The sequence below is a fragment of the Streptomyces sp. NPDC016309 genome, from assembly GCF_043077235.1.
Lineage (GTDB): Bacteria > Actinomycetota > Actinomycetes > Streptomycetales > Streptomycetaceae > Streptomyces.
Window position 1 is genome coordinate 412,369 of the sequence record NZ_JBIBSG010000001.1, and the last position, 12,846, is coordinate 425,214.

At 72.9% G+C, this 12,846-nt stretch carries 13 protein-coding genes; 3 read left to right on the plus strand and 10 right to left on the minus strand.

Features of this window, described 5'->3' with window-relative positions; all coding sequences use genetic code 11:
• Positions 1–5: 5 nt before the first annotated feature.
• The 3 genes from ACF068_RS01835 to ACF068_RS01845 all read right to left on the minus strand — a co-directional run bounded on the left by ACF068_RS01835 (position 6) and on the right by ACF068_RS01845 (position 3,084).
• Positions 6–686: an AIM24 family protein gene (locus ACF068_RS01835; protein ID WP_392272167.1), complete on the minus strand. Its 681-nt coding sequence runs from the start codon at positions 684–686 to the stop codon at positions 6–8.
• Positions 687–699: 13 nt separating this feature from the next.
• Positions 700–2,400, minus strand: coding sequence for a TerD family protein (locus ACF068_RS01840; RefSeq protein ID WP_392272168.1), 1,701 nt, complete (start codon positions 2,398–2,400; stop codon positions 700–702).
• A gap of 108 nt (positions 2,401–2,508) precedes the next feature.
• Positions 2,509–3,084, minus strand: a complete 576-nt coding sequence (locus ACF068_RS01845; protein ID WP_392272169.1) for a M48 family metallopeptidase — start codon at positions 3,082–3,084, stop codon at positions 2,509–2,511.
• Between the two features lie 297 nt (positions 3,085–3,381).
• Here ACF068_RS01845 and ACF068_RS01850 point away from each other — a divergent pair, with 297 nt between their 5' ends.
• Positions 3,382–4,527 (plus strand): ThiF family adenylyltransferase, encoded by a 1,146-nt coding sequence (locus ACF068_RS01850; protein ID WP_392272170.1) that lies wholly within the window; start codon positions 3,382–3,384, stop codon positions 4,525–4,527.
• Between the two features lie 64 nt (positions 4,528–4,591).
• The gene (locus ACF068_RS01855) at positions 4,592–5,968 is read left to right on the plus strand and encodes an ABC1 kinase family protein (RefSeq protein ID WP_392272171.1); all 1,377 of its coding nucleotides are present in this window, start codon (positions 4,592–4,594) and stop codon (positions 5,966–5,968) included.
• A 55-nt stretch (positions 5,969–6,023) separates the two neighbouring features.
• Here the strand turns inward: ACF068_RS01855 and ACF068_RS01860 are convergent, their stop codons facing one another.
• The 5 genes from ACF068_RS01860 to ACF068_RS01880 form a co-directional block, all read right to left on the minus strand.
• On the minus strand, positions 6,024–6,221 hold the full coding sequence (locus tag ACF068_RS01860) for a hypothetical protein (RefSeq protein WP_392272172.1): 198 nt from the start codon (positions 6,219–6,221) through the stop codon (positions 6,024–6,026).
• Positions 6,222–6,336: 115 nt separating this feature from the next.
• The gene (locus ACF068_RS01865; protein ID WP_392272173.1) at positions 6,337–6,663 is read right to left on the minus strand and encodes a hypothetical protein; all 327 of its coding nucleotides are present in this window, start codon (positions 6,661–6,663) and stop codon (positions 6,337–6,339) included.
• Positions 6,660–7,028, minus strand: coding sequence for a WhiB family transcriptional regulator (locus ACF068_RS01870; protein ID WP_073754157.1), 369 nt, complete (start codon positions 7,026–7,028; stop codon positions 6,660–6,662). The genes ACF068_RS01865 and ACF068_RS01870 overlap by 4 nt, the downstream gene beginning before the upstream one ends.
• Positions 7,029–7,197: 169 nt before the next feature.
• Entirely contained in the window at positions 7,198–7,530 is a 333-nt protein-coding gene (locus ACF068_RS01875; protein ID WP_392272174.1) for a hypothetical protein, read from the minus strand.
• 169 nt (positions 7,531–7,699) lie between these two features.
• Positions 7,700–9,919 carry an ATP-dependent DNA helicase UvrD2 gene (locus ACF068_RS01880; RefSeq protein WP_392272175.1) on the minus strand — a complete coding sequence of 740 codons (2,220 nt, stop codon included), beginning with the start codon at positions 9,917–9,919 and terminating at the stop codon, positions 7,700–7,702.
• Between the two features lie 159 nt (positions 9,920–10,078).
• Here ACF068_RS01880 and ACF068_RS01885 point away from each other — a divergent pair, with 159 nt between their 5' ends.
• The gene (locus ACF068_RS01885) at positions 10,079–10,321 is read left to right on the plus strand and encodes a mycoredoxin (RefSeq protein ID WP_392272176.1); all 243 of its coding nucleotides are present in this window, start codon (positions 10,079–10,081) and stop codon (positions 10,319–10,321) included.
• Positions 10,322–10,422: 101 nt separating this feature from the next.
• On the opposite strand, the gene nudC is transcribed toward ACF068_RS01885, so the two are convergent.
• Positions 10,423–11,370, minus strand: a complete 948-nt coding sequence (nudC, locus tag ACF068_RS01890) for an NAD(+) diphosphatase (RefSeq protein ID WP_392272177.1) — start codon at positions 11,368–11,370, stop codon at positions 10,423–10,425.
• 67 nt (positions 11,371–11,437) lie between these two features.
• Positions 11,438–12,844 (minus strand): dipeptidase, encoded by a 1,407-nt coding sequence (locus ACF068_RS01895; protein ID WP_392272178.1) that lies wholly within the window; start codon positions 12,842–12,844, stop codon positions 11,438–11,440.
• Positions 12,845–12,846: the final 2 nt, after the last annotated feature.

Consider the following 12,846-nt stretch of genomic DNA (forward strand, 5'->3'; position numbering starts at 1 on the left):
CCCCCTCAGCCCCGGACCCGCAGGCGGTCGGTGCTGTCCTCGCTCGGCTGTACGACGACGATGCCCTGTCCCGAGAAGGCCATCTGGTACGCCTCTCCGCTGCCCCGCCCGATCAGGGAGGAGGCCTTGAAGCTGCGCTTGCCCTTCACCTTGAGCGACGGCGACCAGGCCACGAGCGCGTCGGGGTCGACGTACGTCTCGTCCTCGCCCCGTCCGCAGTCGACGACGATCGGGGTGCCGCGCGAGGTGAGGGCGACCCAGCCGGTGCCGGCGAACTGGACGTTCCACAGGCCCTGGCCGGCGAACTTGGCCATGCCCTTGACGCGTTCGGCGCCCCACTGGAGGTGCGCGTCGAAGGCCAGCACATTGGTGCCGTTGACGGACAGGGCGTCGTTGTCGAGGTTGACGACGACGACGTCGGCGCCGTAGTCGGCGAGGTAGAGCAGTCCGTCGCCCGAGCACTTCATGACGGGCGCGCCCTCGCCGGTGACCCACTGGGAGGCGATCTGGCGGACGGCGGGCGGGTTGGGCTCGTACTGGACGAAGCCCTCGTAGGCGACGACGGAGCCGGTACGCGCGTACAGGTCCTGCCCGGAGGTCATGGCGACCTTGAGCATGGAGCGGCCGTGGTTCTCCATCCGGGCCACGACGGGGGTCGGGGCGTAGCCCGCGAGTTGCTGGTTCATTGTTCGGGCTCCCTCAGACCTCGTAGGGCTGGACGACGATGAAGTTGCCGGGTGCGCCCCGGAACTGGAGGTTGACCGTCTCCCCGCTGTGGCCGGGGTAGGCGTTGCGCCGGAGCCGGACCTGGCTGGAGAGGATCACCTGGGAGGCGGCCGACCAGGCGACCACCGCGTTGCAGTCGGCGAAGGTGGTCGGTGTCACCGGCAGGACGACCGGGACGCCGTGGGTCTTCACGACGACCGTGCCGGAGCCCTGGAACAGCATGGTGAACAGCGCCCCGCCGGGGATGCCGTGGCCCTCGATGCGGCGGACCTCGTACTGGAGCGACTCGTCGAAGGCGAGCACGTTCTCGGCGCTGACGCAGATGCCGTCGCCCTGGAGCTCGATCGGGTGCAGATGGGCGCCCTCCTCGGCGAGGAAGACCTGGCCGCGGCCGGTGCAGCGCATCAGCTGCATTTCCTGGCCGGTGGCGTTGCCGACGACGCGGCCGGCGAAACCGGCTCCCTTGTAGCCGAATTCGACCTTGCCCTGGTACATGACCATGCTGCCCTGGCGGGCCAGGACGGGGGTGCCGCCCATCGCGAGGTCGACCCGCATGAGCTGCTGGTTCTGCGGTGTCCAGCGCTGTCCGGTGGCCGTTTCGCGGTACTTCTGGAGTGCGGCGTCCAGTCCGGCGCCGCCCTGGGGCGCCCCGTGGGGCATGCCGCCCGGGGTCATGCCGGCGGGCGGCATTCCGGCGGGCGGCTGCTGACCGTAGGGCTGCGCGTACTGCTGCTGGCCGTAGGCGGCCGGGGCCTGCTGGCCGTACGGGGACGGGGCCTGCTGGCCGTAGGGCGGGGTCGTGCCGGGCGGGGGCGTCTGCCCGGGGACCTGACCGTACGGAGAGGGCTGGGACGGCTGGGGCGGCTGGCCGTACGGGGACGGCTGGTGCGGCGGGGCCGGCGCGGCCGGTGCCATGGGCGCGGCCAGTGTCGGCGCGCTGTGCACCGGCGCGGGCGCCGGGGCGGGAGCGGCCGGCGCGGGAGCCGGTGCCGGCGCGGGAGCCGGTGCGACGGGGGCGCCGAACGACGGGGCCGGCTGGGGCGCCTGGGGTGCGGCGGCCGCCGGGGCGCCGGGGGCCGCGAACGGGGGCGGGGCGAACGACGGCGCGGCGGCCTGCGGCTGCTGCTGCGGGGCGGCCGGCTCCTCCTCGGCGACCTCGCCGCCGAAGTTCTTCAGCAGCGCCTCCAGACCGCCGTCGAAGCCCTGGCCCACGGCGGCGAACCGCCAGACGTCCTTGAGGTAGAAGTCGCCGAGCATCACCGCGCGCTCGGTGCTGAACTCCGAGCCGTCGAACGCGTACCGGGCGACCTCCTCGCCGCCCGCGACGATACGGAGGTAACCGGGCCCCACTTGGGACATCTGTCCGGCACCGTCGATCGTCGCGGTGAAGGACAGCTTGTGGATCTGCGGCGGGACGCGGTCCAGCGTGACGCGGAAGGACTCGGTGTCCCCGGCCTGCGGACCCAGCAGCTGGATGGACTCCTCTGGCGACTTCGGCTGGTTGAAGAAGACGAAATACCGGTCGTCCGAGAGCTGCTCATTGGCGTCCAGGCCGAAGCAGCTGATGTCGAAGGTCAGTCCTGGAGCGGCGATCTGCACGCCCACGTACAGATCGGTTCCGGGTGTGAGATCGCTGATCTTGGCCTTGTGGCCCCGTTGGAATTCCCTGGCCATGCGTAACGACCGTCCCCCATCCCGATGTGTGAATCCGTCGCGCCAGGCTAACGGCTGGCGACGACAATGAGCCAAGTCGGGACTGTTTCGGTACAGGATCGGTGAACGTCACTCTCCGCGAGCGACCGGTGGGTGCGGCAGCCGGCCCGCCGCGACGACGCCCTCCAGGTAGCCGCGGGCGCGCTCGGTGCGCGGGTAGGCCTCGAGCAGCCGCCAGAACCGGGGCCCGTGACCGGGGACCAGCAGGTGCGCCAGCTCGTGGACGAGGACGTAGTCCACCACGTACTCCGGCATGCCCTGGAGGCGGTGCGACAGGCGGATGCTGCCCTCCGCCGGGGTGCACGAGCCCCATCTGGTGTTCTGATTGGTCACCCACCGGACGGAGGTGGGCCGCGCGCTGCCGTCGAAGTACTGGGCGGACAGGCGCTCCGCCCGCTCGGTCAGCTCCGCGTCACCGAGGACGCGCTTGCTCTCCTGCGCGGCCAGCTTGTCGAGCATCACGGTCACCCAGCGCCGCTCCTCCGCCTCCGACATCCGGGCGGGGATCAGCACGATCGTCCGGTCGCCCTCGCGGTACGCGGACACGGTCCTGCGGCGCCGGGAGCTCCTGCGGACCTCGACCGCACGCGTCCCCGAGGTGCGGGACGGGTCGCTGGTCGGACTGCGCTGTGGGTCGGCGGGCACGGCCCCGACGTTACCCGCTGTCAGCACGGGAAGTCCCGAGCCGGGAACGGTTCGCCGTTCATCCATCCACAGGCTGCACCATTTCAACGACTAATACCCCTGCCCTGTGGACAACTTTCCGCGACGACGACCGCGGCCGGGCATTCTGACGCCGAAAGATCGACGACCACCACGACCACCGGACCACCGCCGATCGCCGGGATGGCTGAGTTGGCCGATATGGCTGAGATCGCCGACGGCCGGGGCGGCGGGCCGGGCGGAGAGAGGCGGGGAGCGGAAATGATCACGGGGGCGGATATGCATCCGATGGTGAAGCCCGCGCTGCGGCGCGCCTGGCGGAATCTCCAGTACGTGCAGTTCGGCGCCGCACCGGCGCACGCGGTGGTGGTCGGCCCGGTGGACACGACGACGGGCAGCCTGCTCTCGCTGTTCGACGGCACGCGGGGGCTGGCGCTGCTGCGGGAGGAGGCGCGGGCCCTCGGACTGCCCGACGGCCGGCTGGAGGCGCTGCTGGACCGGCTGGCGGAAGCGGGGCTGCTGGACGACGCCACGGCCGGCGGCCCGGTGGCCGACGCGTCGTGCCGGGAGGACGACGCGGCCGACCGGCCGCGGGCCGACCTGGCGTCGCTGTCGGTCGTGCACCGTGAACCGGGCGCGGCGGCCCGGCGGTTGTCGGCGCGTCGGGGCATGCGGGTGCAGGTCAGGGGCGCCGGGCGGGTGGGTGCGGCCATCGCGGCGCTGCTGTCCGCGTCGGGGGTGGGCCGGGTGGAGGTGCTGGACGGTGGGCGGGTGGAGCCGTGGGACGTGGCGCCCGGCGGGCTGCCGGCGGAGGCGGTGGGCCGACGGCGTGACGCGTCGGCCCGGCGGCTGGTCGGGCTGTCGGCGCCGGGCGGGCGGGTGCCGCGGGCGGCGCCGGGCGGGCGGGAGGCCGGGTCGGAGCCCGGGCTGTCGCTGGTGGTGGTCGCTCCGCGGGACGGTCTGGCGGCGTACGCCCCGGACCCGGTGCCCGCGGACGACTGGGTGGCCACGGGCACGCCCCACCTGTACGCCGGGGTGATCGAGGCGACCGGGGTGGTGGGGCCGCTGGTGCTGCCCGGCGGCACGGCCTGCGCCGGGTGCGTGGAGCGGGAGCGGACCGACCGGGACCCGGTGTGGCCGAGAATGCTGGCACAGTGGCGGTCGGGCCGGCAGCACAAGGTGCCCGCGTGCGACCAGGGCCTCGCCGCCGCCGTGGCCGGGCTCGCGGCGGCGCACGCGCTGTCCTTCCTGGACGGGGACCTGCCGGCGAGCACGGGCGCCCGCTGGGAGGCGTCGCTGCCGACGCTGGAGTGGCGCTCGGAGCGGTTGCCGGCCCACGCGGAGTGCCCGTGCGGGGCGGCGAGGAGCGCGGAGTGGATGCGCCCCTCCGGGCCCGCGAGGGAGCAGGACACAATGGCCGGGTAACCGCGGTCGACGGTGCGACGCCGATGGCAGACGCGGCTCGGCAGTTCGGGAATTGGAGGGGCGCATGTCTGATCTTCCCCGGAAGGCGGTAACCCGTACCGTCAAGTTGGCCGCGTTGCCCCTGGGCTTCGCCGGCCGGGCCACATGGGGGCTGGGCAAGCGGATCGGTGGCAAGTCCGCCGAGATCGTGGGACGGGAGCTCCAGCAGCGCACGGCGGACCAGTTGTTCCGGGTGCTGGGAGAGCTCAAGGGCGGGGCGATGAAGCTCGGACAGGCCCTGTCCGTCTTCGAGGCGGCACTCCCCGAGGAGATAGCCGGGCCCTACCGGGCGGCGCTGACGAAGCTCCAGGAAGCCGCTCCGCCGATGCCGACCCGTACGGTCCACGCGGTGCTGGAGGAGCGGCTGGGCGGTGAATGGCGGGAGCTGTTCCTGGAGTTCGACGACAAGCCGTCGGCGGCCGCGTCGATCGGGCAGGTGCACCGGGCGGTGTGGCACGACGGGCGGGCCGTCGCGGTGAAGGTGCAGTACCCGGGCGCGGGTGAGGCCCTGTTGTCGGACCTGACCCAGCTGAGCCGGTTCGCCCGGCTGCTGGGGCCGCTGATGCCGGGCATGGACATCAAGCCGCTGATCACGGAGCTGCGCGACCGGGTGGCCGAGGAGCTGGACTACGGCCTGGAGGCGGAGGCCCAGCGGGAGCACGCCGAGGTGTTCGCCGCCGATCCGGACGTGGTGGTGCCGGGCGTGGTGCACCAGTCCGAGCAGGTGCTGGTGACCGAGTGGATCGACGGGATACCCCTGTCGAAGGTCATCGCCGACGGCACGCCCGAGCAGCGGGACCGGGCGGGGCAGTTGCTGGCGCGGTTCCTGTTCTCGGGGCCGGCCCGCACCGGGCTGCTGCACGCGGACCCGCACCCGGGGAACTTCCGGCTGCTGCCGTCCGGGGAGGACGACGGGGACGTGGCGGGCTGGCGGCTGGGCGTGCTGGACTTCGGCACCGTCGACCGGCTGCCGGGCGGCCTGCCGGAGACCATCGGGGTCTCGCTGCGCATGACGCTGGAGGGCGACGCCGAGGCGGTGTACGCGCTGCTGCGCGAGGAGGGCTTCGTCAGGGAGAACATCGATCTCGACCCGGACGCGGTGCTGGAGTACCTGCTGCCGATCATCGAGCCGGCGGAGGCGGACGAGTTCACCTTCACCCGGGAGTGGATACGGGGGCAGGCCGCCCGGATCGCGGACATCCGTTCCCCGGCCCACCAGTTGGGCAAGCAGCTCAACCTGCCGCCGTCGTACCTGCTGATCCACCGGGTGACGCTGAGCACCATCGGGGTGCTGTGCCAGCTGAACGCGACGGTGCGGCTGCGGGACGAACTCGAGTCGTGGCTGCCCGGCTTCCTGCCGGAGGACGACGTGGATCCGGCTCCCGCGGAGACGCGCGCCTGACCACGCCCCGGCCCGGTGGCCCTGTCCCGGGCCGGGCGCGGGCCGCCGGCCCGGGTCACCACCAGGAGGAGTCGAGTCTGCTCTCGATGGCTCTGAGGTGGGCCCGGGCGCAGTCGTCGCAGAAGTAGAGGCGGCCGCCGTTCTCCATGGAACAGGTCCAGGTGACCGGGAGGCTGTCGGCGGTCGCGCCGCAGCGGGAGCACACCACGCTCTGCGCTCCCGGCTGCGCGGGGGGAGGAGTCCGCTCGTTCACTACGAGACGATAACCCCGCCGGGTGGCCCGGGCCGTGCGCAACGCACCGCGGGGACCGGCCCGTGCGGACCGGTCCCCGTGTGGTGTTCAGTGCCGTGCCGGCACTGGGACGTGACTAGTTCATGACGGCCATGGCCAGCGCGCGGCGGGCGCGCATGGACACGCGCTCGGCGCGGCGCTGCATGCGCCGGGCGGCGACCAGGCGCAGGGCCTGGCGTTCCGCGTCGGCTTCCCGCAGGCGCTCGTGCATATGGGCACGGGCCAGGGCTTCTTGGATGAGTTGCATCTCACGGTTCCTGTTCTGACGCGAGGCGTTCGCGTTGATGGTGCTGACGGCTGGGGTCGCGGAGCCGAACGGCTCGCTGGCGGAAGAGGTCATCGGGGCCTGCTTCTGGGGATCGTGCGTGAGGGGGCGGTCGATGGTTCCGGCGCGGACGTTCATGCCGTGACCGGGTTCTTGCGCGGGCGGCCACGGGGCCGCTTGCGGGCGACGACCACGCCCTGGACGAAGAGCTCACCGCCCCAGACGCCCCACGGCTCACGCCGCTCCTTGGCGCCGGCGAGGCAGGCCTCCATGAGCGGGCAGGTGCGGCAGAGGGACTTGGCGTACTCCACGTCGGCCGGCGACTCGGCGAAGAAGACCTCGGGGTCGTACGAACGGCAGGGGACGGGTACGCCGAGGTTCTCGATGGCGTCGTCGAGCGCGGTGAGCGCGGTGAGGGGGGTCAAGGTGGGGTCCTCCGTGAGACCGGGCGGGGGGATCGTTTCGGAAGGCGGTACGGACGGGGCGTGCGCTTCGAGTTGCACGGTGTCTTTTTCCTCGTCTGGTCGGTCCGGCTGTTGGCCGGTGGGCTGGTACCGGGTACTGCGTCGTCCCGAGGCCCCTTCGGTCCGTTCCGCCCGTTCGGGCAAAACAGAAGGGCCGCGGATCCCGGGTGGGGTTCCGCGGCCCTGAAGGCGCCGGCCTGATCTGGGATCAGGCTGGATCACTCCAGGGTTCGAGCCCACGGAAGGCCCACATCGTGTGGTGCTGCTGCGTCTGCGTCTTGGTTTCGGCACCGGTCGCCGCAAAGGCATAGGCCTGGGCCTTGCCTGCTGCTACTCCTGCTTCCAGTGCCTCGGTCGGTCGCTCATTGCGCTCCAGGACGGGCAGGGCCGTCAGGAGGGCGGCGGGACGCACGGCTGCGAAGCCGGGCATACCGGTGCCGATGAGCGCCGAGCCGGAGAGGCCGAGCGAGCAGGCGGAGACGACCGAGCGATCGGTCATTTTGGCGGTGGTGCTGACGTTGCTGCTGGTGATGCTGATCACTGGAATCGCCTCCTCTCGGCGTCTCTGGGGGATCGGTCGGAACCGGTCCCGCGCGTATTCGGATAAGTACAGCACGAAGACGGGGCTTCGGAGAAGCCGCCGTTTCCGTGGTTAAGAACCTATGGGGCTTGACGGGGCGGGCGCAAACTATTTTTCCGACGAGTTTGGATCAGTCCTCGCCGTCACCCTCATCCACTTCCTGACCTGCGCAGATGGCGAGGACATCGGCGCCGAAGCGGTCGAGCTTGCGGGCGCCGACCCCGGAGATGCGGGCGAGCTCGCCGTCCGTGGACGGCACGGCCTCCGCGATCGCCATCAGGGTCTTGTCGGTGAAGACGCAGTAGGGCGGCTGGCCCAGCCGCCCGGCCTGCTCCGCGCGCCAGTCCCGCAGCCGCTCGTACAGGGCCTCGTCCATGTCGGAGGGGCAGTCCTCGCAGCGCATCAGCTTCATCTCGCCCGCGTCGGTGAGGGTCGCGCCGCACACTCGGCACCGCACCGGGCCGCGGCGCCCGCGCCGGGCGGTGGCCGTGCCTCCGCCGCCGCGCTCGACGCCCCCGCTCCCGCCCGCGCCCGCGGCACGGGCCCCCCGCGCGCCGGTGCCGGGGCGCAGCCCGGTCAGGAACCGGCTCGGGCGGCGCGAGGCGCGGCCGCCCGGGGAGCGGGCGAGCGCCCACGACAGCGTGAGGTGGACCCGGGCGCGGGTGACGCCGACGTAGAGCAGCCGGCGCTCCTCCTCGACCTGCTCGTCGGTCTTGGCGTACGTGATCGGCATCATGCCCTCGGTGAGGCCGACCAGGAACACCGCGTCCCACTCCAGGCCCTTGGCCGAGTGCAGGGAGGCGAGGGTCACGCCCTGGACGGTCGGGGCGTGCTGGGCGGCGGCGCGCTCGTCGAGCTCCGCGACCAGATCGCCGAGGGTGGCCCCGGGGCGGGCCCGGGCGAAGTCCTCGGCGAGCCGCACCAGGGCGGCGAGGGACTCCCAGCGGTCGCGGACCGCGCCGGAACCGGCCGGCGGCTCGGTGGTCCAGCCCTTGGTGGACAGCACGGCCCGCACCTGGGAGGGCAGGTCCTCCGCGTCGTCCAGCAGGGAGTCGTTGCCGCCCGCCCGGGCCGCGCCGCGCAGGGCGACGCCCGCCTCCCGGACCTCGGCCCGCTCGAAGAAGCGCTCGGCGCCGCGCAGCTGGTAGGGCACGCCCGCGTCGGCGAGGGCCTGCTCGTAGACCTCGGACTGGGCGTTGATCCGGTAGAGCACGGCGATCTCGCCGGCCGGGACGCCGGCGGCGATCAGGTCGCGGATGCGGCGGACGGTGCCCTCCGCCTCGGCGGGCTCGTCGCCGTACTCCGTGTAGACCGGCTCGGGGCCCGGGTCCCGCTGGGAGACCAGCTCCAGGCGGTGCTCGGCGGCGCGGCCGCGGGCCTGGGCGAGCAGCCCGTTGGCCAGGTGGACGACCTGGGGGGTGGAGCGGTAGTCGCGGACCAGCTTCACCACGGTGGCGTTCGGGTGCCGGGTCCGGAAGTTCAGCAGGTGGTCGGGGGTGGCGCCGGTGAAGGAGTAGATCGTCTGGCTGGCGTCGCCGACGACGCAGAGGTTGTCGCGGTCGCCGAGCCACAGGTCCAGCAGGCGCTGCTGGAGCGGGGAGACGTCCTGGTACTCGTCCACCACGAAGTGCTGGTACTGGCCGCGGATCCGGTCGGCGATGTCGTGCCGGTCCTGGAGGATGCCGACGGTCAGCAGCAGGACGTCCTCGAAGTCGATCGCCCCGCGGTCCCGCTTGAGCTGTTCGTACATCGCATAGATCTGGCCAATTTCCGCGGGGTCGCGCGGGGCGTCCCGATGGGCCTTGGCGACCGCGGCCGGGTAGTCGGCGGGGACGGTCTGGGTGACCTTGGCCCACTCGATCTCGGCCGTGACGTCCCGCAGCTCGTTGCGGTCGAGCCGGACCCGGCAGCGGGCACCGGCCTCGGCCACCAGCTGCACCTTGCGCTCCAGCAGCCGGGGCAGCTCGCCACCCACGGCTTTCGGCCAGAAGTACTGGAGCTGGCGGAGGGCGGCCGAGTGGAACGTGCGCGCCTGGACGCCGCTCGCGCCGAGCTGCCGCAGCCGCCCGCGCATCTCGCCCGCGGCCCGGTTGGTGAAGGTGACGGCCAGCACGCTGCTGGGCTGGAGGATGCCCGCGCGGACGCCGTACGCGATGCGGTGGGTGATCGCCCGCGTCTTGCCCGTACCGGCGCCCGCGAGCACGCACACCGGACCGTGCAGGGCGGTCGCCACCTCGCGCTGCTCGGGGTCCAGCCCGTCGAGCACCGCGTCGGCGTCCCGGGGCGGGGCCATGATCTGGCCGGCGCCCGGGGCCTGCGGGAAGAGAGTGGAGTGCGTTGCTGCTGTCACCCTGCCATGCTGCCAGGTCGCCCGGGGCGGACGGGACGGTCGTCCACAGGGCCCGCCCTCCGGTCGTACTTATCGGGAATGGTGGCGCCGCCCGGTACGTTCTGATTCCTGGTGCCCCGAGGCACCCCACCCGGAAGCGACCCCCGAGGAGCGACGACGATGCAGGGCAACCTGACGATGTACAGCACGACGTGGTGCGGCTACTGCCGTCGGCTGAAGAGCCAGATGGACCGCGAGGGCATCGCGTACACCGAGATCAACATCGAGCAGGACCCGGAGTCGGCCGCGTTCGTCGAGAAGGCCAACGGGGGCAACCAGACCGTCCCGACCGTCCTCTTCGCGGACGGGACGACCCTGACGAACCCCTCGCTGGCCCAGGTCAAGCAGAAGATCGGCGCCTGAGCGGACGGCCGGCGCCGGTGTGACGCCGCCCGAGGTCCGGCGTCACACCGCGCTGCCGGACCCCGGGCGGTGTCAGGCCGCGCTGCCGGGCCCGGGCGATGTCAGGCCGCGGTGCCGGGCCTCGGCAGCGGCTTGCCGTACCAGAGCTCGATCAGACGGGCCGCGATCGAGATCCCGTAGGGGGGAAGCACCTCGCCGGACTCGAACGCGGCCCCCAGCTCTTCCCGGGAGAACCAGCGGGCCTCCTCGATCTCGTCCCCGTCGACGTCGATCTCCGACGACGTGGCCCGCGCCATGAAGCCCAGCATCAGGCTCGACGGGAACGGCCACGGCTGGCTGGCGACGTACTCCACCTCGCCGACCGTCACCCCGGCCTCCTCGAAGACCTCCCGCGCCACCGACTGCTCGATCGACTCGCCCGGCTCCACGAAGCCCGCCAGGGTCGAGAAGCGGCCCTCCGGCCAGTGCACCTGCCGGCCCAGCAGCGCCCGGTCCTCGTCGTCCGTCACCAGCATGATCACCGCCGGATCCGTGCGAGGGTAGTGCTCGGCGCCGCACGCCGGGCAGCGGCGGATGTGGCCGGCGGCCGCGATCACCGTGCGCTCGCCGCAGCGGGAGCAGAACCGGTGCAGCCGCTGCCAGTTCTCCAGGGCCACCGCGTGCACCATCAGCCCCGCGTCACGCGGGGACAGCAGCAGCCCCGCCTCGCGCAGCCCGGCCGGCCGCGCGGACTGGTCCATGCGGCCCGGCAGGGAGTCCTTCTGGAGCGCGAAGTACCGGACGCCGTCCTCGTCCGTGCCCAGGAAGTACCGGTGGGTCTCGGTGACCGGCGCCTCGAAGGCGGGGGTCATGACCAGCTCGGTGCGGCCGTCGGGGGTGTCGTCGATCAGGACCTGACCGCCGGACACGACGAAGACCCGGGTCGTCGGGTGGCTCCACGCCGCCGCCAGCCAGGCCTCGTCGAGCCGGTGGTGGGCCGCGCGGTCGATGCCGCTCGGAGCGGTGAGGCTGATCGGCCGGTGCCCGGCCTCGTTACTGATGGTGCTCACTGGTACTTCCAACTCCCCCGGGTGGATGGGTTGTCCTGGGTGCCTGTCCAGCCGCTCGCCGTACGGCTCAGCGGAGCGCGGCGGACAGGTCGCCCCACAGGTGGGCGGTCGCCTCCACGCCCTTGAACAGCAGGTCCAGTTCGATCTTCTCGTTCGGCGCGTGCCACCCGTCGGACGGTACGGACACGCCCAGGAACAGCACCGGCGCGTCCAGCACGTCCTGGAGGTCGGCGGCGGGGCCCGAACCGCCCTCCCGGGTGAAGCGGACCTTCGCGCCGTCGAAGGCCCTGCTCATCGACCGTACGACCGACTGGAGCGCCGGGTGGTCCAGCGGTGTGAGGCAGGGACGGGTCGGCGCCCCGAAGGTGATCTTGTGGCGGATGCCGGCGGGGATCCGGGCGGCGACCCAGTCGCGCACGGCCGCCTCGATCACGTACGGGTCCTGGCCGGCCACCAGGCGGAACGACAGCTTGACCTGGGCGGACGACGGGACGATCGTCTTGCCGCCGGGCCCCTGGTAGCCGCCGCCGATGCCGTTGACCTCCGCGGTCGGGCGCGCCCAGACCCGCTCCAGGGTGGTGTAGCCGGCCTCGCCGAGCGTCCCGTAGGACCTGGCGGTCGCCAGCCAGGAGTCCTCGTCGAAGGGCAGCTCCGCGATCAGCGCCCGCTCGGCGTCGGTGAGCTCCGCGATGCCGTCGTAGAAGCCGGGGACCGTGACGCGCTCGTCCTCGTCGTGGAGCGCGGCGACCACACGGGCGGCGACGGCGGCCGGGTTCGGCACGGCGCCGCCGAAGGAACCGGAATGGATGTCCTGGTCCGGGCCGTACAGCTCGATCTCGCAGTCCGCGACGCCCCGCATGCCGGTGCACACCGTGGGCGTCGTCTCCGACCACATGCCGGTGTCCGAGACGATCACGGCGTCGGCGGCGAGCCGGTCGCGGTGCCGCTCGACGAGCGCCCGGAAGTGCGGGGAGCCGGACTCCTCCTCACCCTCGACGAGGAGCTTGAGGTTGACGGCGGGGGTGGTCCGGCCGGTCAGCGCGAGGTGCGCGCGCACCCCCAGGGTGTGGAAGAACACCTGGCCCTTGTCGTCGGCCGCCCCGCGCGCGTGGAGCCGGTCACCGCGGACCACCGGCTCGAACGGGTCGGTGTCCCAGCCGTCCTCGCGGGCGGCCGGCTGGACGTCGTGGTGCCCGTAGACCAGGACCGTGGGGGCGTCCTGCTCGCCGGAGGGCCACTCGGCGAAGACCGCCGGGGCGCCGTCCGTCTCCCACACCTCGGCCACCGGGAAGCCGGTCTCCCGGAGCTTCGCCGCGAGCCACTCGGCACTGCGCCGTACGTCCGGGGCGTGCGCGGGCTGCGCCGACACGGAGGGGATGCGCAGCCACTCGACGAGGTCGTCGAGGAAGGCGTCGCGGTGCTGCTCGACGTACGTACGTACGGTCTGGACGGCGCTGTCCGGGGTGTCGCTCATGC